The 19,596-nt window shown below is 73.4% G+C and carries 17 protein-coding genes; 16 read left to right on the forward strand and 1 reads right to left on the reverse strand.

Going from position 1 to position 19,596, the window contains the following annotated elements:
• Positions 1-132: 132 nt before the first annotated feature.
• From ACH495_RS01020 to ACH495_RS01060, 9 genes are all read left to right on the forward strand, one after another.
• Positions 133-459, forward strand: a complete 327-nt coding sequence (locus ACH495_RS01020) for a hypothetical protein (RefSeq protein ID WP_396855732.1) — start codon at positions 133-135, stop codon at positions 457-459.
• A gap of 28 nt (positions 460-487) precedes the next feature.
• Positions 488-1,033 (forward strand): putative immunity protein, encoded by a 546-nt coding sequence (locus ACH495_RS01025; protein ID WP_396855733.1) that lies wholly within the window; start codon positions 488-490, stop codon positions 1,031-1,033.
• Complete coding sequence (locus ACH495_RS01030; RefSeq protein WP_396855734.1) at positions 1,030-1,545, forward strand: putative immunity protein; 516 nt, start codon at positions 1,030-1,032, stop codon at positions 1,543-1,545. Before ACH495_RS01025 ends, ACH495_RS01030 begins: the two co-directional genes overlap by 4 nt.
• Before the next feature lie 103 nt (positions 1,546-1,648).
• The gene (locus ACH495_RS01035) at positions 1,649-2,179 is read left to right on the forward strand and encodes a SigE family RNA polymerase sigma factor (protein WP_396855735.1); all 531 of its coding nucleotides are present in this window, start codon (positions 1,649-1,651) and stop codon (positions 2,177-2,179) included.
• Positions 2,176-3,306: a hypothetical protein gene (locus ACH495_RS01040; protein ID WP_396855736.1), complete on the forward strand. Its 1,131-nt coding sequence runs from the start codon at positions 2,176-2,178 to the stop codon at positions 3,304-3,306. The genes ACH495_RS01035 and ACH495_RS01040 overlap by 4 nt, the downstream gene beginning before the upstream one ends.
• Positions 3,307-3,452: 146 nt before the next feature.
• Complete coding sequence (locus ACH495_RS01045; RefSeq protein WP_396855737.1) at positions 3,453-4,223, forward strand: SGNH/GDSL hydrolase family protein; 771 nt, start codon at positions 3,453-3,455, stop codon at positions 4,221-4,223.
• Positions 4,224-4,226: 3 nt separating this feature from the next.
• Positions 4,227-4,673, forward strand: coding sequence for a hypothetical protein (locus tag ACH495_RS01050; RefSeq protein WP_396855738.1), 447 nt, complete (start codon positions 4,227-4,229; stop codon positions 4,671-4,673).
• A 163-nt stretch (positions 4,674-4,836) separates the two neighbouring features.
• Entirely contained in the window at positions 4,837-7,770 is a 2,934-nt protein-coding gene (locus ACH495_RS01055; protein WP_396855739.1) for a hypothetical protein, read from the forward strand.
• Positions 7,771-7,861: 91 nt separating this feature from the next.
• A complete protein-coding gene (locus ACH495_RS01060; RefSeq protein WP_396855740.1) occupies positions 7,862-8,764 on the forward strand; it encodes a sulfurtransferase in 903 nt (300 codons plus the stop codon).
• Positions 8,765-8,804: 40 nt separating this feature from the next.
• Here ACH495_RS01060 and ACH495_RS01065 read toward each other — a convergent pair whose 3' ends face one another.
• The gene (locus tag ACH495_RS01065) at positions 8,805-9,377 is read right to left on the reverse strand and encodes a TetR family transcriptional regulator (RefSeq protein WP_396855741.1); all 573 of its coding nucleotides are present in this window, start codon (positions 9,375-9,377) and stop codon (positions 8,805-8,807) included.
• Between the two features lie 89 nt (positions 9,378-9,466).
• On the opposite strand from ACH495_RS01065, the gene ACH495_RS01070 reads away from it, so the two are divergent.
• The 7 genes from ACH495_RS01070 (at position 9,467) to ACH495_RS01100 (ending at position 19,382) form a co-directional block, all read left to right on the forward strand.
• Positions 9,467-10,615 (forward strand): FAD-dependent monooxygenase, encoded by a 1,149-nt coding sequence (locus ACH495_RS01070; RefSeq protein WP_396855742.1) that lies wholly within the window; start codon positions 9,467-9,469, stop codon positions 10,613-10,615.
• A gap of 147 nt (positions 10,616-10,762) precedes the next feature.
• The gene (locus ACH495_RS01075; RefSeq protein WP_396855743.1) at positions 10,763-11,377 is read left to right on the forward strand and encodes a TetR/AcrR family transcriptional regulator; all 615 of its coding nucleotides are present in this window, start codon (positions 10,763-10,765) and stop codon (positions 11,375-11,377) included.
• An 83-nt stretch (positions 11,378-11,460) separates the two neighbouring features.
• The gene (locus tag ACH495_RS01080; protein WP_396855744.1) at positions 11,461-12,798 is read left to right on the forward strand and encodes an acetyl/propionyl/methylcrotonyl-CoA carboxylase subunit alpha; all 1,338 of its coding nucleotides are present in this window, start codon (positions 11,461-11,463) and stop codon (positions 12,796-12,798) included.
• Between the two features lie 34 nt (positions 12,799-12,832).
• Complete coding sequence (locus tag ACH495_RS01085; RefSeq protein ID WP_396856486.1) at positions 12,833-13,744, forward strand: hydroxymethylglutaryl-CoA lyase; 912 nt, start codon at positions 12,833-12,835, stop codon at positions 13,742-13,744.
• A 182-nt stretch (positions 13,745-13,926) separates the two neighbouring features.
• Entirely contained in the window at positions 13,927-15,459 is a 1,533-nt protein-coding gene (locus ACH495_RS01090; protein ID WP_396855745.1) for an acyl-CoA carboxylase subunit beta, read from the forward strand.
• A gap of 116 nt (positions 15,460-15,575) precedes the next feature.
• Positions 15,576-16,730: an acyl-CoA dehydrogenase family protein gene (locus ACH495_RS01095; RefSeq protein WP_396855746.1), complete on the forward strand. Its 1,155-nt coding sequence runs from the start codon at positions 15,576-15,578 to the stop codon at positions 16,728-16,730.
• A 102-nt stretch (positions 16,731-16,832) separates the two neighbouring features.
• Entirely contained in the window at positions 16,833-19,382 is a 2,550-nt protein-coding gene (locus tag ACH495_RS01100; protein WP_396855747.1) for an ATP-binding protein, read from the forward strand.
• Positions 19,383-19,596: the final 214 nt, after the last annotated feature.

The following is a 19,596-nucleotide window of genomic DNA, read 5'->3' on the forward strand; positions in this document are numbered from 1 at the left end:
GTGCGCGGATCAGTTCGGCGGTCGGCTCGTTCTCCACCCGTCCCCCTCGATCAGCCGTGCGGCTCCCGGATGCTCCCCGCACCGGGCCCGACGGCTTCCGAGCGTAGTGACCCGATCAGCACACTGTCACGCATGAACCTGCCCGTACCCCGGCTCGGGCCGCACCCGGACCGACCGCGCGCCTGCCCGCCGGGCCACCCGGCGCACCTGCCGATCCGGCCGCTGTGGCTCTGCCGCGCCTGCGGCTCCCCGTGGCCCTGCGCCCCGGCCCGTCTCCTGCTCACCGCCGAGTACGCCGACCATGCGGTCGACCTGGCCGTCTATCTCTCCGGGCTCTACCACGAGGCCACCCACGACCTGTTCCGGCTCAACCCGCACGACGGCCCCTCCCCACGCGAGCTGTTCGACCGCTTCGTCGGCTGGGGGCCCTATCGTCGGGGCGCTGCGGGGCGGGGCTGACCGCGCCGTCGGGGATACGATCCACCGAGTGTCCGGAGACTTCGACCTGACCATGGACGAGTTGCGTGTCGTGGCGCACTACGTGGTCCGGCACGCCGAGGATGTCCTGCCGGTCTTCGAGCAGGCCGTACCCGATGATCCGCGGCCCCGGGCGGCGATCGACGCGGCCCGAGCGTTCGTCGACGGCGCCGACCGGACGCGACGGCAACGCGTGACGTCCATGGACGCCCACCGGGCGGCCCGGTCCGCGCCCACCGAGGCCGCGCGCCTGGCCGCGCGATCAGCAGGCGACGCGGCGGCGGCGGCGTACCTGCATCCGCTCGCGCAGGCCAGCCAGGTCGGCCACATCCTGCGGGCCGCCGCGAGCGCGGCGCACATCGGGGAGTTGGCGGCGGGCGGTGACCCGGCGGTCGGCGACGCCCTGCTGGGCCGCTCGCGGCGGTGGGCCACGCCGGTGCTCGTCGACGTGCTCCGCCGCTACCCGCCAGCGACCGGCGGCAGCAGCCGGGTCGCCCGGCTGATGAGCACACTGGACGATGCCCTGCGCGCGGGCGGGACGGAGCACACGTCGTGATCCTGCCGGCGGTACGGGACCCCCGGTTCGTGACGATCCGTCGGGGCGGGACGCTCACCGACGACGACCACCGGTTGCTCGCGCTCTGGGCCGCCGACTGCGCGGAGCACGTCCTCGGCCTCTTCGAGACGGTCCGGCCCGACGATCCGCGTCCACGTGCGGCGATCGAACACATCCGGGCCTGGGTACGCGGCGAGGTCACCATGATGGTGTCCCGCGCGGCCGGCGGTCACGCCATGGGCGCGGCCCGGGACCTGCGGGGATCCGCCCGGCACGCCGCGTACGCGGCCGGTCAGGCCGGAGCCGTCGCCCACGTCGCCGCGCACGAACTGGGCGCCGCCGCGTACGCCATCAAGGCGGTACGCGCCGCCGCGCCGCCGGGGGAGGCGGACGCGGCGGGCCGACGCGAGTGCCGGTGGCAGCGCGACCAGCTCCCGCCGGCGATCCGTGAGCTGGTCCTCGACGACCAGCGGCTGCGCAACGACATCTGCTGGTCGGTGTTCGCGGACTGAGCCGCCGGGACCGACCACTCGGCGGCGGCAACCATCGAGCGGCGAGGCGACGTCTGGGGAGGCATCAGACCCGACGCACCACTGACCCGAAGGATCGGCTCGTGTGGACCCTCTCCTGAGTGAGTTCGACTCGTTCGTGCGCACCCGCACACCGGCGCTGCTGCGCTCGGCCTACCTGCTCACCGGTGACCAGCACCTGGCCGAGGATCTCGTCCAGTCCGCCCTCGCCCGTACCCACCGCTCCTGGAGCCGGCTGCACGACAGCGGCAACGCGGAGGCGTACACCCGAAAGATCATGTACCACCTCCAGGTCTCCTGGTGGCGACGTCGCCGGGTGGCCGAGTCGATGACGGGCGACCTGCCCGAGCCACGCGGAGGCGACTCGGGCCCCGACCACGCCCAGCAGACCACGCTCCGGCTCACGCTCCGGGCCGCGCTGGCCCGGCTGTCCGCGAAACAGCGGGCCGTGCTGGTGCTGCGGTTCTTCGAGGACCGCACCGAGACCGAGGCCGCCGAGCTGCTCGGCGTCACCGTCGGCACGGTCAAGAGCCAGACCTCGAAGGCGCTGGCCAAGCTGCGCACCGTCGCCCCGGAACTCGCCGAGCTGTACGTCATGGAAGGAACCGTCCGATGAACCAGGACCGACTGCGTCTCGACCTGGCCGACCTGGCCGAGGAGGTCACCCCGGTCGACCTGCGGGACCGGACGCTGCGTACCTCCCGCCGGCTCGGCATCCAGCGGGCCGTCGCCACCTCCGCCGCCGCGCTGCTGGTGCTGGCCGCCGCGACCGGGACCGCGCTCGCCATCCGGCCGGACGCTTCGGGGCCCGCGCCGGCCGTCCCGTCGGTGACCAGCACCCCGCCGCCGGTCGAGACCACCCCGACGCCGCCGGTCGAGCCGTCCCGCACGCCGTCGAACGGTCCGAGCACGAGCGCCGGGCAGCCGCAGTCGCCGCTGACCGGCACCCGCTACTACCTGGAGCAGACGTCCACCCGGTCCCGGATCCACGCGGTCCGGGGCACGCGGGACCAGGTGGTCCACGAGGTCGTCCACTCCGGCGGTCGCTGCGCGGCCAACACCGTCAGCGTCTCGCCGGACGGCACCCGGGTGGTGTGGGTGCAGGACAGCACCGACAACAACATGAGCGGCGTCCTGCTGATCGCCACCGTCGGGAAGGAGGGGGCGAGGACGCTGGCCGAGGGGATCAGCTGCCTCGGCAGCCGGCCGCTGCGCTGGCAGGGCGGCTACCTGCTGATGGTGCAGAAGAAGAACGGCCAGTCCGTGCTGCTGGACGTACCGGCTCGCCAGCCGGTGCCCGGCGATCCCGGCCAGGAGACGGATCGCTGCTGGTCCGCCGACGGCACCTGGCTGGCCGCCGTGTCGGAGGGTGAGCCGTACGTCACGGACGGCACCCGGACGCGGCAGTACACCTACACGCCGCCGAAGCAGGAGGCCGACAAGTGGGGCGGCTGGGAGGCGCGCAGCGTCTCCATGGACGGCCGGTACGTGGCGGTGGGCTGGATCGGCACCGACCCGTCCCGCCGGGACGGCAGCTTCGCGGTGGTCGACACCATCACCGGCAAGGTCGTCGACGTGCCCGGCACGGGCGAGGTGCGCTCGGTCCTGTTCAACGCCGACGGCACCGTGCTGCTGCGGCGGGGAACCGGCATCACGGTCCTCGACCGCGCGTTCGCGCCGCTCGGGACGGTGACCGAGCCGGCACCGGCCCGGAACCGGGCGCTGCTGGCGTACGTGCCCTGAGCTGATCATGACGTCGGGCGGTCCACCGGGTGGACCGCCCGACCGTCGAGACGTCCACCACGTCCGGGCCCGGGGGGCGAGCGGAAGCGCACCGGGCGGTGACAGACTGGACGACGCTTCTGCGGGGGACGTCGGAGGGAGGCGCCGTGCGCTGGCGCAGCTTCGTGGCGGTGGGCGACAGCTTCACCGAGGGCATGGACGACGCATATCCGGACGGCAGCTACCGAGGTTGGGCCGACCTGGTCGCCACCCGGCTCGCCGCCGAGGCCGGCCCCGACTTCCGCTACGCCAACCTGGCCATCCGGGGCCGGTTGTTCCCGAACGTCGTGGCCGAGCAGGTGCCGGCCGCGCTGGCCATGAAGCCCGACCTGATCAGCTTCGCGGCCGGCGGCAACGACGTGCTGCGCCGCAGCTTCGACCCGGACGTCTTCGTGCCGCGCTTCGACGCGGTGGTCGGGCGGCTGCGGGCCCGCGGCAGCGACGTGGTGCTGTTCCGGTTCGCCGACGTGATGGCCCGGCTGCCCGGCCAACGGCTGGTCGCGCCCCGGGTGACGCTGCTCAACCGCGCCGTCGGCGAGGTCGCCGAGCGGCACGGCGCGATCCTGGTCGACCTCTACGCCGACGAGTCGTACCTCAACCCGATGCTCTGGAGCACCGACCGGCTGCACCTGTCGGCGGCCGGGCACCGGCGGGTCGCCGCGCAGGTGCTCGCCGCGCTCGGTGTCGGCTGCGAGGAGGAGTGGCTGATGGTGCCACCGCACCCGGCACCCACGCCGTGGCTCGCCGCCCGCCGCGCCGACCTGCGCTGGGCCGGCCGGCACCTGGCACCGTGGATCAAGCGCCGGCTGACCGGCCGCTCCTCCGGCGACTTCGTCACCGCCAAGCGGCCGGTGCTCGGTCCGGTCGACGGCGGCTGAGCGGTGCGCACCGTCCACGTCGCGGACCTGCTGCGGCTCACCCTCGAGGACGAGCCCCGCGCCGGGCTGGCGGTCCTGGTGGGCGGCGACCGCGTCGAGGCGGTCGCGCCGCTGGGTGAGCTGACCGGCGCGTACCCCGGGGTGCGGGTGCGGCGGTGGGCCGGCACGCTTGGGCCGGCGCGGGTGCACGACGGCCCGCTGCCGCCCGCGCCGACGCCGCGGGAGCGGGTGCACGCGCTGTTCCGGCTCGGTGTCGCCGCGGTGCTCGACGCCCACCTCACCGATCCGGCGCTCCGTGCCGCCGCGACCCGCAACGGGGTGGCGGTGCTGCCCGCCGACCGGCCCCCGACACTGGTGGTCGGCGGGCGGGCCGACCTCGCCGTGTGCGACGCGGACGGCTCCTGCCGGGCCACCGTGTTCGCGGGGCGGCTGGTGCACCGCCGCGCCTGACCGTCCGTCCGCCGGACAGTCGGACTTCCTCGTCGTCCGTCCGGTATGGCATCTCCATCATTGATCGGGATCGCCCGATGTCCGTCCGGCTGGATAGCATCCGCTGCCCCCGTCGATCGAGTACGGGGTGAGATCGGGGAAAGGTGGATGAGGGATGACCCTCATGCCTGAGAGAAATCCACTTCGGACCGGCGGGCGGACCATGCTCGCCGCCGCGCTGTCCATGGTGGTCGCGGCCGGAACGGTCGTCGCCACCGCGGCGCCGGCCGCCGCGTACGACATCCGTTACGAGACCAACACCTCCTGGGGCTGGACGGACTCGAAGACGCCGGACAAGAACAACCTGAAGCGTGCCGGCGACCTGCCGGTCGGCACCTGGATGGACGCCAAGGGCCACCCGCACACGTCGCGGGCCTACTTCACGTTCGACATCTCCCGTTACCGGGGCGCCGACATCGAGCACGCGGTGCTCGACGTGAAGGAGACCGCTGGCGCGGACTGCACCAAGCGTCCGAAGATCGAGTTGTGGCGGACCGCGCCCTACACCGCGAAGTCGAGCTGGCGTAAGCCCCCGGCCGACCTGGGGCTGGTCGACACCCGCCAGCTCACCACCCAGACCGTCTGCCCGGCGCCTCGGGTGGAGTTCGACGCGAGCGGGGCGCTGCGCCAGGCGCTCGCCGAGGGCCGGTCGACGCTGACGCTGTCGCTGCGCCTGCCGGCCGACGCGGAGCAGGACCCCACGCTGGCCCGCAAGTACGCCAGCCGGGCCGGCATCTCCATCGACTACAACTTCCGGCCGGGCGTGCCGACCGAGCTGCAGACCACGGCCGGCACCGCGTGCACGACCGCCGAGCCGTACCAGGTGGTGCGCTCCCCCATGCTGTCCGGCGTGGTGCACGACCGGGACCGGAACGACACCGGCGGCACCGACCAGCTCACCGTGTCGTTCGCGGCCTGGCCGGTCGACCAGCCGGACGCGCGGGTCGAGCGGACGGACTACGCCCGCGACGGCGAGCGTGCCCTCGGCCGGTTCGACCAGATGTGGCCGGTGCCGTTCGAGCACGACCGGACGTACGCCTGGCAGATGCGGGCCGCCGACAGCCGGGCCACCGGCGACTGGAGTCCGGTCTGCTACTTCCGGTACGACGTCCGAGGCCCGGCGACGCCGCCCACGGTGACCTCCACCGACTTCCCGGACGACCACGAGTCGCACCCGGGCCTGCCGGGCGCGTTCACGTTCACGGCCAACGGCGCGACGGACGTCGTGACGTACGGCTACTCGTTGAACTACGGCAGTGAGAAGACGGTCGGCGCGGACCGGGTGGGTGGCTCGGCAACCGTCACGCTGACGCCCGGACGCCTCATGAACACGTTGCGCGTGTGGAGCCTGGACGCGGTCGGCAACCGCTCGGCGAACACCGACTACACGTTCTTCGCCGAGGACGTGTCGCCGATCATCGACGGCCGACTCGACGAGATCGGGGTGCCCACCACGTTCCAGGTGCGCCCGCAGGTGGACGGCGTGGTGCGCTACCGCTACGGCCTGGACGGCGACCCGGAGCGGACGGTGGACGCCGCCGCCGACGGCACCGCCGCGTTCACCGTCACCGCGACCCGCGGCGGCTACCGCACGCTCACCGTCACCGCCGTCACCGCCGGCGGTGTGGAGGTCACCGGCACGCGGGAGTTCCACCTGCCCACCGAGCCGAAGATCTCGGCGACGGTCTACGAGGAGTACACCCCCCGCGGAGGGCCGGGCGTGTCCGGCGTCTTCACGTTCACGCCGCGCCTGCCCGGCACGGTCCGCTACCGCTACCGCTTCAACGACCAGGAGGCCACGGTCCAGGCGGGCGCCGACGGCACCGCCTCGGTCACCTGGACGCCGACCGACGCGGGCTGGGTGGACCTGGCCGTGTGGAGCGTGAGCCGGGACGGCACCGAGTCGGATCCGGCAACCTGGTTCTTCGGGGTACGGGACCTGCGTCCCGCCGTCTCCGGCGACCCGTACCGCGCCGACTGGCCCATGGGTGGCCCCGGCCAGCCGGGCGAGTTCAGGTTCACCTCGGAGGTGTCGGAGACGGTGGCCTTCCGCTACCGGTTCGACGACGGCGCCGAGCAACGCGTCGAGACGGGCGACCGGGCGACCGTCACCTGGACGCCCGACGAGGGCGGGCCGCACACGCTCACGGTTCGGGGGGTTGCCGCGGACGGCACCGTCTCGCCCGAGCGCGTCTGGACCTTCCTGGTCGACGACGCCCCGCTGGTCGACTCGGCGGAGTACCCGCAATATCGGAGCAGCGGCCTGCCCGGGACCGCCGGGACCTTCACCTTCACGCCGCAGCGGTCGAACGTCGTCCGATACCACTACTGGTTCGAGGACGGGGAGATGACGACTGTCGACGCCGCGTCCGACGGCACCGCCGCCGTCACCCTGACCCCGCGGAGTGCCGGCTGGCACATGCTGATCGTGATCGCGGAGACCGCTGACGGCACGCGTACCGAGCAGCGCGAGTACCAGTTCACCGTCCGCGATCCGCAGCCGCGGGTCATCTCGTACCTGTACAGCGAGTGGGGCGCGAACGGCGGCATCGGGGTGCCGGGTGCGTTCCGTTTCGACTCGGACCTGCCCGACACCGTGGCGTACCTCTACCGGCTCAACGGAGGGCCGGAGCAGACCGTCGAGACCAACGACGGTCCCGCCGCCGAGTTGACCATCACCCCGGACCGGGCCTTCCGGAACACGCTCACCGTCCGGGCCCGCTCGGCGTCCGGGGAGCTGTCCCCGGAGGTGAGCTACTCCTTCCTGGTCAGCAGCGTTCCGGGAGTCAGCTCGACGACCTACCCGCTCGGCGGGTCGGGCGGCGGCCCGGGAGTGCCGGGCGTCTTCACGTTCACCCCCGGGATGCCGGACGTCGACCGGTACGTCTACCAGTTCGACAACGGCCCGGAGACCACCGTGCCCGCGGGCGCGGACGGGTCCGCCTCGGTCACCCTCACGCCGACCGAGACGGGCTGGCACACGCTCTCGGTGTACGCGATCGACAAGGCCGGCAACCAGTCGGACCCCGCGTACCAGTGGTTCATCGTCGAAGGCTGAGCACGTGATCGCGCCGGCCCCACCACCTCCGGACGAGGCGGTGGGGCCGGTGTCACATCCGGCGCGTCCGATCCGGCGTACCTTGGGGATCATGCCTGTGCCGAGTGATCCGCATCCCCGCCTCCAGTCGTACGCCGACCCGCAGCGCCTGGTCACCACGGAGTGGTTGGCCGAGCATCTCGGCGACGAGGGCCTCGTGGTGGTCGAGTCGGACGAGGACGTGCTCCTCTACGACACCGGTCACCTCCCCGGCGCCGTCAAGGTCGACTGGCACACCGAGCTGAACGACCAGGTCACCCGCGACTACCTGGACGCCGCCAGCTTCGCCGAGCTGTGCGCGGCCAAGGGCATCGGCCGGGACGACACGGTCGTCTTCTACGGCGACAACTTCAACTGGTGGGCCGCGTACGCCCTCTGGGTCTTCTCCCTGTTCGGCCACGCCGACGTGCGGCTGCTCGACGGCGGCCGGCAGAAGTGGATCGCCGAGGGGCGGGAGCTGACCCGCGAGAAGGTCAGCCGGCCGCGTGCCGACTACCCGGTGCCGGAGCGCGACGACGCGCCGATCCGGGCCTACCGGGAGCAGGTCATGGCGCACGTGGCGGCCGGCCGGCCGCTGGTCGACGTGCGGTCGCCGGGTGAGTACACCGGCGAGATGCTGCACATGCCGGACTACCCGCAGGAGGGCGCGCTGCGCGGCGGGCACATCCCGGGCGCGGTGAGCAAGCCGTGGAAGTCCGCCGCGAACGACGACGGCACCTTCAAGTCGGCCGACGAGCTGCGGGCCATCTACGCCGACCAGCTCGGGTTGAGCCCGGCCGACGACGTGGTGGCGTACTGCCGGATCGGCGAGCGGTCCAGCCACACCTGGTTCGTGTTGCACCACCTGCTCGGGTTCCCGCAGGTGCGCAACTACGACGGCTCGTGGACCGAGTGGGGCAACCTGGTGCGGGCGCCCGTCGTCAAGGGCGACCAGCCCGGCGGCCTGACCCGCTGAGCGTGCGGCCGGTCCTCGTTCCGCGACGGGGACCGGCTGGTCACGGTCGGGTCAGGTAGCGCTGGATCGTCGGGCCGACCCATTCGACCAGCTCGTCGGTGTCGAGGTCGACCACGGGGGGCAGCCGGACCACGTACCGGGTGAGGGCGAGGCCGAGGATCTGGCTGGCGACCAGCCCGGCCCGACGGGCGGCGGTGGCCGGGTCGGCGCCGGACCGGGCCACCGCGGTGGCGAGCTGGCCGGCGAAGATGCCGCGCATGCGCTCGGCCGCGCCCGGGTTGGTGTGGGCGGCCCGGAGCAACGCGACGAGCGTGCCGTCGGCCTCCCAGCGGCGCAGGAAGTGCCGGGTCAGCGTCTCGCCGAGCCGCTCCGGCGGCACCTGGGCGAGGTCGGGCAGGTGCAGGTCGAACTCGGCCGCTGCCGCGAAGAGTCCCTCCTTGCTGCCGTAGTAGCGCATCACCATGGACGGGTCGATCCGGGCGTCGGCGGCGATGGCCCGGATGGTGGCCCGGTCGTAGCCGTCGGCGGCGAAACGTTCCCGGGCGGCGTGCAGGATCGCCGCCCGGGTGGCGTCGGAGCGGCGGGTGCGGGTGGCCGGATCGGTCATGTCCACGACAGTAGGCCAACAAGCGTTGACATCGATCCTAGAGTGAGGTCAACAGGTGTTGGCAAACGGTTGTTGACCGAACCGGAGGTGGAGCGATGCTGCCCGAACACACGGACGTGCTGGTCGTGGGCGCCGGGCCGACCGGCCTGGCCGTGGCCGTCACGCTGGCCGGGGGCGGGGTGACCACCACAGTGGTCGACCGGCTGGCCGAGCCGCCGGTCACGTCGCGGGCCGCGGTGGTGCACGCCGGCACGCTGGAGGTCCTGGACCGGATCGGGGTCGCGGGCCCGCTCGCCGACCGGGGTCTGCACTCGGCCCGGTTCAACGTCCGCGACCGGGACCGACTCCTGCTCACCGTCGACTTCGACCGGTTGCCGTCCCGCTACCCGTACGCGCTGCTGATCTCGCAGGCGGAGACCGAGGCGGTGCTCGTCGACCGCCTCACCGCGCTCGGTGGGCGGGTGCTGCGGCCGTACGAGCTGACCGGGCTGGACCTCGACGGCGATGGCTCCACCGCCCGGTTCGCCGGTGGCGGCGCGGTCCGGGCCCGCTGGGTGGTCGGCGCGGACGGGATGCACAGCCGGGTCCGTGACCTGGCCGGCATCGGCTTCGGCGGGCCGGCCGACCCCGGTGAGTCGTTCCTGCTCGCCGACGTGCGGGTGGACAGCGTGCTCCCACGCGACCAGGTCAACCTCTTCCTGTCGCGCGGTGGGCCGCTGGTCTGGGCGCCGCTGCCCGACGGCACCGTGCGGCTGGTCGCCACCGTGGCCGACGCGCCACGCGAGCCGCGGGCGCACCATTTCCAGGCGCTGCTCGACGAGCGCGGCCCGGTCCGGCGGCCGGACCGGGTCACCGAGGTGGCGTGGGCGTCCCGGTTCCGGATCCACCACCGGATCGCGAGCCGCTACCGGTCCGGCCCGGTGCTGCTCGCCGGCGACGCGGCGCACGTGCACAGCCCGGCCGGTGGGCAGGGGATGAACCTCGGGCTGCGCGACGCGGTCGCCCTCGGCGAGGCGCTCGTCGTCGGCCCGGAGGCCCTCGACGGGTACGCTGCCGACCGCCGTCCACGGGCCGAGGAGGTGCTCGGCTTCGCCGCCGGGCTCACCCGGCTCGCCGCCGCCCCGCCGCCCCTCCGCCCGCTGCGAAACCTCCTGCTCCGGACCGTCGACGTGCTCCCCCCGGCCCGTCACCGGCTGGCCGTCCGCCTCGCCGGCTTCGAACCGGCCCCCATCCCATCCCAGTGATCATGAAGTTGGCGGCGACAATCCGGACGCGGTCTCCGGCCAACGTCATGATCGGGGACGGGGAGGGCCATGCCGGTGGCCGGTCGGGGAGCAACCGGCGGGTAACCACGGGTCCCCCGCCTGGCAGGCGAGGTCTAGGCTGGTCCGGTGGCGGTGGAACAGCAGGCGCGGGGGGCGACGGGCACGACCCGGCGCCGGTCCCGGCGGGACGAGATCCTGGAGATCGCGGTCGGCCTCTTCGCCCAGCGGGGCTACCACGGTGTGTCGATGGACGACATCGGCGCGGCGGCCGGCGTCACCGGGCCGGCGCTCTACCATCACTTCGCCGGCAAGGAGGCGATGCTGGTTGCGGCGTTGGTGCCGGTCAGCGAAGGGCTGCTCGCCGGCGGCAAGGAACGGGCCGCCGGCCACCCGGACGACCCGCGCGGCGTGCTGGAGTCGCTGATCGACTTCCACGTCGAGTTCGCGCTGGCCAACCCGGCGGTGATCGCGCTGCACCTGCACGAGCTGGACCGCCTCCCGGACGAGCCGCGCCGCCGGATCCGCCGGCTCCAGCGGATGTACGTCGAGGAGTGGGTCACGGTGCTGACCGCGCTGCACCCCGGCCTGCCGGACGGCGCCGCCCGGGTGCTCGCCCACGCCGCGTTCGGCCTGATGAACTCCACCCCGTTCCTCGGCGGCGAGGTGGACCGTCGGCGCCGGGCCGAGCTGCTGCGCGGCGCGACCCTGGCGGCCCTGCTGGCCCCCACCGATCCCACCTGACACGCCGCACGCGCCTTAACGCATGTTAAGAAGGGGCCCTGGCTATACATCAGGCGTTAAGAAGGGGCCCTTCCTTGCCGAACATGTTTGATTCGCTGCTGGTGGCCAACCGTGGGGAGATCGCGCGGCGGGTGATCCGTACGGCCCGTCGGTTGGGGGTGCGGGCCATCGCGGTGCACTCGGAGGCGGACGCCGACCTGCCGTTCGTGACCGAGGCCGACGAGGCGGTCTGCGTGGGCCCGGCCAACCCGGCCCAGAGCTACCGCAACGTGGAGGCGATCCTCGCCGCCGCCCGGAGCACCGGCGCGCAGGCGATCCACCCCGGCTACGGCTTCCTCTCGGAGAACGCCGACTTCGCCCGTACCGTCGAGGGGGCCGGCCTGATCTGGGTCGGGCCCGGCGCGGACGCGATCACCGCGATGGGCGACAAGATCAACGCTCGGAACCTGATGGCGGCGGCCGGTGTCCCGGTCGCGCCCGGCACCACCGAGCCGGCGGCCGACCTGGACGCGGCGGTCACGGCCGCCGCGGAGATCGGCTACCCGGTGATGGTCAAGGCCGCGGCGGGTGGCGGCGGCATGGGCATGGGCGTGGCCGCCGACGAGGCCGCGCTGCGCACCGAGTACGACAAGGTCCGCGCGTTCGCCGAGCGCATGTTCGGCGACGGCTCGGTGCTGATCGAGCGGTACTTCCCCCGGGTACGCCACGTCGAGGTGCAGATCCTCGGCCTGGCCGACGGGCGGGTGGTGGCGCTCGGCGAGCGCGAGTGCTCGGTGCAGCGGCGCAACCAGAAGCTGGTCGAGGAGTCGCCCTCCCCGGCGGTCTCGGAGGAGCTGCGGGCGCGGTTCCTGGCCGCGGCGGTCCGCGCCGGCGAGGCGGTGAACTACCGCAACGCGGGCACCGTCGAGTGCCTGCTCGACCCCACCACCCAGGAGTTCTTCTTCCTGGAGATGAACACGCGCCTCCAGGTCGAGCACCCGGTCACCGAGTACGTCTACGGCGTCGACCTGGTCGAGGAGCAGTTGCGGGTGGCGGCCGGCCTGCCGCCGACGTTCGACCCGGACGCGCTCACCCCGCGCGGGCACGCCATCGAGCTACGGATCAACGCCGAGGACCCGAAGCGGTTCCTGCCCGGCCCGGGCGCGATCACCACCTGGAACGAGCCGTCGGGCACCGGCGTACGGGTGGATTCCGGCTACGTCGCCGGCAACACCGTCACCCCGTTCTACGACAGCCTGCTGGCCAAGCTGATCGTCAGCGGCGCCACCCGGGCGGAGGCCGTCGAGCGGGCCCGGGCGGCGGTCGCGCAGTTCGAGGTCGTCGGCCCGAAGTGCAACCTGCCGTTCTTCGCCGAGCTGCTGGAGAACCCGGAGTTCCGCTCCGGCGACTACGACACCGGCATCGTCTCCCGAATGCGCTGATCGTCGACCCAAGTGAGGTGAACTGATGGCGGAACTGCCAGCTTCCGTGAGCATCCGGGAGGTCGGCCCCCGGGACGGGCTCCAGAACGAGGAACCGATCCCGACCGACGCGAAGGTGCGACTGCTCGACGCGCTGTCCCGGACCGGGGTACGCCGGATCGAGGCCGTCTCCTTCGTGCACCCGAAGGCGATCCCGCAGATGGCCGACGCCGACGAGGTGTGGCAGCGGGCGGCGAAGGTCGACGGCGTGCGCTACTCGGCGCTGGTGCCGAACACCCGGGGCGCGCAGCGGGCCCTGGCCGCCGGCTTCACCGAGATCGAGGTGGTGGTGTCGGCCAGCGACACGCACAACCGGCGCAACGTCAACCGTTCGACCGACGAGTCGCTCGACGACATCGCCGAGCTGATCGCGCTGCTGCATGACGCGGGCGCGACCGCCGAGGTGATCGTGGCGACCAGCTTCGGCTGCCCCTACGAGGGGGACGTCGACCCGGCGCGGGTGGCCGCCATCGTGGACCGGGTGGTCCGGGACGGCGCGGACCGGGTCGCCTTCGGCGACACCACCGGCATGGGTACGCCCCGGCGGGTCCGTGAGCTGGTCACCGCCGTCCGGGACCGCAACGCGCACGTGCCGGTGCTGCTGCACTTCCACAACACCCGGGGCACCGCCCTGGCGAACATGCTGACCGCCATGGAGCTGGGGGTCACCGAGTTCGACGCCAGCGTCGGCGGCCTCGGCGGCTGCCCGTACGCCCCGGGCGCGAGCGGCAACCTGGCCACCGAGGAGGCGGTGCACATGTTGCACGACATGGGCGTCGACACCGGCATCGACCTGGACGCCCTGATCGGGGCGGCCGAGCTCGCCGAGCACCTGCTCGACAAGAAGCTCCCGAGCGGCGTCCTCCGCGCCGGCCCCCGCACCCGCCTCACCCCCCTCCCATCCTGACCCGTCCCTCCCTCTACCTGTTGATCAAGGAGTTTGCGTCCTGATTCGGGGGGCGGCCGACGTAAACTCCTTGATCAACAATTCGGGCGGGTGGGGTGCGGGGCGCGGTGGGGTCGCCGGGGAGGGCGGGGGTGGGGTAGCCTAACGATCGTTCAGGTTGGTGGGTGGCAAAGGGAGTCGGCGTGACGCTCGACGGTGAGGCACTGGAGCAGCTGCGCAAGCGCGCCCGCGCCGGCGGTGCGGACAAGTACCACGCGGCCAACGCCGCCAAGGGGAAGCTCTTCGCCCGCGAGCGGGTCGCCTACCTGGTCGACGAGGGCTCCTTCGTCGAGGACGGGCTCTACGCCAACGCCATGGCCGACGGGTTGCCCGCCGACGGCGTGGTGACCGGCACCGCGACCATCGACGGCCGACCGGTCTGCCTGATGGCGAACGACTCCACGGTCAAGGCCGGCAGCTGGGGCGCGCGCACCGTCGAGAAGATCATCCGGATCATCGAGCGGGCCTACTCGACAAGCGTCCCGATGGTCTACCTGGTCGACTCCGCCGGTGCCCGGATCACCGACCAGGTCGACCTGTTCCCGGGCCGGCGCGGCGCCGGCAAGATCTTCTGGAACCAGGTCCGCGCCTCCGGGGCGATCCCGCAGGTGTGCGCGCTGTTCGGACCGAGCGCGGCGGGCGGGGCGTACATCCCGGCGTTCTGCGACGTGGTGGCCATGGTCGAGGGCAACGCCAGCATGTATCTCGGCTCCGACCGCATGGTCGAGATGGTCACCGGTGAGAAGACCACGCTGGAGGCGATGGGCGGCGCCAAGGTGCACTGCGCCGAGTCCGGTGTGGGCCACTTCCTCTGCAAGACCGAGCACGACGCGCTCGACGTGGTGAAGACCTACCTGTCGTACCTGCCGTCGAACTGGCGGCAGGCCCCGCCGGCCGCCGAGGCGATGCCGGCGCCGGAGAAGGCCGACCTGGCCGCGCTGGTCCCGGCCAGCGAGCGGCAGGCGTTCGACATGCGCCGGTACGTCAAGGGCCTGCTCGACTCCGGCAGCTTCTTCGAGATCCAGGCGCTCTGGGCCAAGGAGCTGACCATCGGCTTCGGCCGGCTGGACGGCCAGGTCGTCGGCGTGGTCGGCAACAACTCGATGTTCAAGGGCGGCGTGCTCTTCGTCGACTCGGCCGACAAGGCGACCCGGTTCGTGCAGCTCTGCGACGCGTTCAACGTGCCGCTGCTGTTCCTCAGCGACGTGCCCGGGTTCATGGTCGGCAGCGCGGTGGAGAAGCAGGGCATCATCCGGCACGGCGCGAAGATGATCACGGCGATCTCCGAGGCGACCGTACCCAAGATCTGCGTGGTGGTCCGCAAGGCGTACGGCGCGGGTCTCTACGCGATGGCCGGCCCCGGCTTCGAGCCCGACGCCACCATCGCGCTGCCCACCGCGAAGATCGCGGTGATGGGCGCGGAGGCCGCGGTCAACGCGGTCTACGCCAACAAGATCGCCGCCATCGAGGACGAGACCGAGCGCGCCGCCTTCGTCGCGGCGAAGCGCGAGGAGTACGAGCGCGACATCGACGTCGTCCGGCTCGCCAGCGAGCTGGTGGTGGACGCGATCGTCGAGCCGCACGAGCTGCGCGCCGAGCTGGTCCGCCGGTTCGCCGCTGCCCGCACCAAGAACCGCGATTTCTCCACCCGCCGCCACGGCGTCACCCCCGTCTGACGGTAAGGAAGGGCCCCCGCTTAACGCCTGGTGTATAGGAAGGGGCCCCTCCTAACGCTTCAGCCGCTCCCGGCGTCACGAGCGCCCGGCGGCCCGCCCCTTCCAGGAGGATCGACATGGACTACCGGCTCGACGAGGAGCAGCAGGCGCTGCGGGAGAGCGTGCGGGACTTCGCCCGCGAGGTGGTCGCCCCGGTGATCGGCGAGCACTACGAGAACCACACGTTCCCGTACGAGATCGTCCGCCAGATGGGCAAGATGGGGCTGTTCGGGCTTCCCTTCCCGGAGGAGCACGGCGGCATGGGCGGCGACTACTTCGCGCTCTGCCTGGTGCTGGAGGAACTGGCCCGGGTCGACTCCAGCGTGGCCATCACGCTGGAGGCGGCGGTCTCGCTCGGCGCGATGCCGATCCACCGGTTCGGCACCGCGGAGCAGAAGGAGCGGTGGCTGCCGAAGCTGCTGAGCGGTGAGGCGCTGGCCGGCTTCGGGCTGACCGAGCCGGGCACCGGCTCGGACGCGGGCGGCACCCGGACCCGGGCGGTGCTCGACGAGGCGACGAACGAGTGGGTGATCAACGGGTCGAAGGCGTTCATCACCAACTCCGGCACCGACATCACCGCGCTGGTCACGGTCACCGCGGTCACCGGCACCAAGCCGGACGGCAGCAAGGAGCTGTCCACCATCATCGTGCCGTCCGGCACGCCCGGCTTCACGGTCGCGCCCGCCTACTCCAAGGTCGGCTGGAACGCCTCGGACACCCACGAGCTGACGTTTGACGACTGCCGGGTGCCGGCGGCCAACCTGCTCGGTGAGCGCGGCCGGGGCTTCGCCCAGTTCCTGCGCATCCTCGACGAGGGCCGGATCGCCATCGCCGCGCTGGCGGTCGGCCTGGCCCAGGGCTGCGTGGACGAGTCGATCACGTACGCCAAGGAGCGCCAGGCGTTCGGCCAGCCGATCGGCAACTACCAGGCCATCCAGTTCAAGATCGCCGACATGGAGATGAAGGCGCACACAGCCCGGCTGGCCTACTACGACGCCGCCGCCCGGATGCTGGCCGGTGAGCCGTTCAAGCGGCAGGCGGCGATCGCGAAGTTGCATGCCAGCACCGTCGCGGTGGACAACGCCCGCGAGGCGACCCAGATCCACGGCGGCTACGGCTTCATGAACGAGTACCCGGTGGCGCGCTTCTGGCGCGATTCCAAGATCCTGGAGATCGGCGAGGGCACCAGCGAGGTGCAGCGCATGATCATCGCGCGCGACCTCGGCATGTGACCGAACGCCCGACTCAGCCGTCTGTCGGATATCGGCGTCGTACGGTCGGGTGGTTGACGATCGACTGTAGAGCGTCGGATCCCCTCCGTACTCTTCGTGCCCATGACTCCCGAGCATGATCGTTCGCGGAGCCCGGGCGGGCGGACGCCGTTGTCCGATCTGTTGCGCGGGCACCGGCTCGCCGCCGGCCTGACCCAGGCCGAGTTGGCGGGCCGGGCCGGCGTGGGGGTGCGGACCGTCCGCGATCTGGAGCGCGGGCGGGCGACCCGGCCCCAACGCACCACCGTCGACCTGCTCGCCGACGCGCTCGCCCTGACCGGCTCGGCCCGCCGGGAGTTCGTCGCCACCGCCCGCCCGGTGGCGGCCTCCGCACCGGTCGCGGTCGACCCCGATCCGGGTACGCCGATCACGCTGCCCCAGCCCGTGCCACTGCTCGGCCGGGAACGCGACACCGCCGAGGTGGCCGCCCTGCTCGACGCGCATCCGGTGGTGAGCCTGGTCGGGCTCGCCGGGGTCGGCAAGACCGCGCTCGCGCTCTCCGTCGCCCACGCGGTCGCGGCCCGACACCCGGCCGGCGTGGTCGGCATCCTGGTCGGCGACGGCTCGGACGCCGCCGACGTGCTCGCTGCCGCGGTTGCGGTGTTCGGCGTGAGCCGGCTCGCCGACCTGCCCTGCCGGCTCGGTGGGCGGCCGGCGCTGCTGCTGGTCGACGCCGTCGAGCGGGCGCCCGGGCCGGTGGCCGAGGCGCTGCGGTCGCTGACCGCTGCCGCGCCGACCCTGCGGGTCCTGGCCACCGGTCGCCGCCCGGTCGGGTTGTCCGGCGAGCTGGTCCGCCCGGTGGCGCCGCTCGACGTGCCACCGGCCGGCGTCGAGCCGGCCGACCGGGCCGAGCTGGACCGCTGGCCCGCCGCAGCGCTCTTCGCCGCCCGGTTCACCCAGGCGCGACACGCACCGCCCACGCCCGCCGAGCTACCGGCGCTCGCGGCGCTGGTCCGCCGCCTCGGCGGCCTGCCGCTGGCGATCGAGCTGATGGCCGCGCGGGGCCGCATCCTCGACGTCACCGAGCTGCTGGACCGGTACGGCGACCGGGTCCTCGACCTGGCCGGCGGGCGTCCCGGCTGGGCACCCGCCGATCCGGCCGCCGGCACGGTGACGCTGCGGGAGGCGGTCGCGACCAGCTACCACCTGCTCGCTCCGGCCGAACGCGCGGCGCTGCGCCGGCTCTCCGCCTTCCGCAACCGCTGGTCGGTCGCGCTGGCCGAGGAACTGCTCGCCGACGGGAGCGACGGCTGGGACGTGGTACCGCTGCTGGACCGACTGCGGGAGCTGGGCCTGCTGAGCGTCCGGGGCACCGGCCCGTTCCGGTTCCGGCTGTTGGACGCGGTCCGCGACTTCGCGGCCGAGCAGGCCGACCTGGCGGGCGAGACGGCGGGGATCCGGCTCCGCCACGCGTCGGTGATCGCCGCGCTGGTCCGGCGTACCGCGCCCGGCCTGGTCGGCACCGAGTTGCCCGGCACCGTGCACCTGCTCGACGAGGCGACCGGTGACATCGCCGCCGCGCTGGCGTACGCCGCCGAGGAGGCGCCGGCCACCGCGTTGCTGCTGGCCGCCGCGCTGCCCCGGTGGTGGCGGTTGCGCGGGCGGGACGTCTCCGGCCGCCGGTGGCTGCGCCGGCTGCTGGCCGATCCGCGTACCGCCGACGCGCGCCCGGTGCTGCGGGCCTGGGCCCTGCTCGGGGCCGCGCGGTTGGCCGCCGAGCACGGCGCGGGGCCGGAGGAACTACCGGCGGCCCGGGCGGCGCTGGCCGTGTTCGCCGAGGTCGGCGACGTGACCGGGGAACTGTCCGCCCGGTCGGTGCTCTGCGCGGTGCTGCGCGGGCTCGGGGCCCACGACGAGGCCCGTGCGCAGGCCGAGGCGGCACTGACGCTGGCCACCCGGCACGGCCGGGTACGCGAGATGGCGGTCGCTCAGTCCCACCTGACCTGGCACGACGTACGCGTGGGGGAGCTGGCCGGCGCCCGGCGGCGGCTGGCCACTGTCGACCGGTTGGCGGCGCAGTGCGGCGACCAGCGGCTCCGTCTGCTGGCCCGGGCCGATCTGGCCGAGCTGACCCGGTTCGAGGGCCGCTACGCCGAGGCGGCCGAGCAGGGGCGGCGGGCGGCGTCCGCGCTCGTGGAGCTGGGTGATCCGGGCCGGCGTCGCCGGACCATGGGCACGGTCGGGCTGGCGCTCGCGCTCCAGGGGCGGGACGACGAGGCGCTTGCGGTGGTGGCCGAGCTGTGGCCGTCCGGCCCGGTGCCGGGTCCGCGTCGCGCGCCGGCCGTCGAGCGGTGGGAACCGCCCGGCGTGGGCCGGGACGCCCACACCGAGGATGCGCTCCGCGCGTTGATCGAGGGCCAGGTGGCGTTGCAGCGGGGAGACCGCGAGCTGGCGGCGGAGTGGTTCGCCTCGGCGGCGGAGGCGGCGGCCGGGGGCGCGGACCGGCGGGACCTGGTCGAGGCGCTGGTGGGGTTGGCGGCCAGCACCGGGGATCCGGCCGTGCTGGACCGGCTGGACCGGGCGCGGCAGATCACCGGCGTCAACCTGTTGCCCCGCGAGGAAGAGTTGCTCTATGCGCTGTCCGCGCAGCGGGGACGCGCGGGCCGGGCCTGATCGGGGCCGCTGCCGGTGGAGGGCGCGGGGGTGGCGCGAGCGAAGTAGCCCCCTGGTGCTGCCCCTCGCTCCACGCTCGCGCCAGCACCCCCCGGTGCCCCCCGCGCCGGAAAGCTTAGCCAGCCACCCTGAGGTTTTCGGGGGTAATTGACCGCCTTTGCCCCGGCGTGCCGGCGGTTCTGCCGGTCATTCTGCCGGTGACCGGCGAGTAGCT

Source organism: Micromonospora sp. NPDC018662, from assembly GCF_044391475.1.
Lineage (GTDB): Bacteria > Actinomycetota > Actinomycetes > Mycobacteriales > Micromonosporaceae > Micromonospora.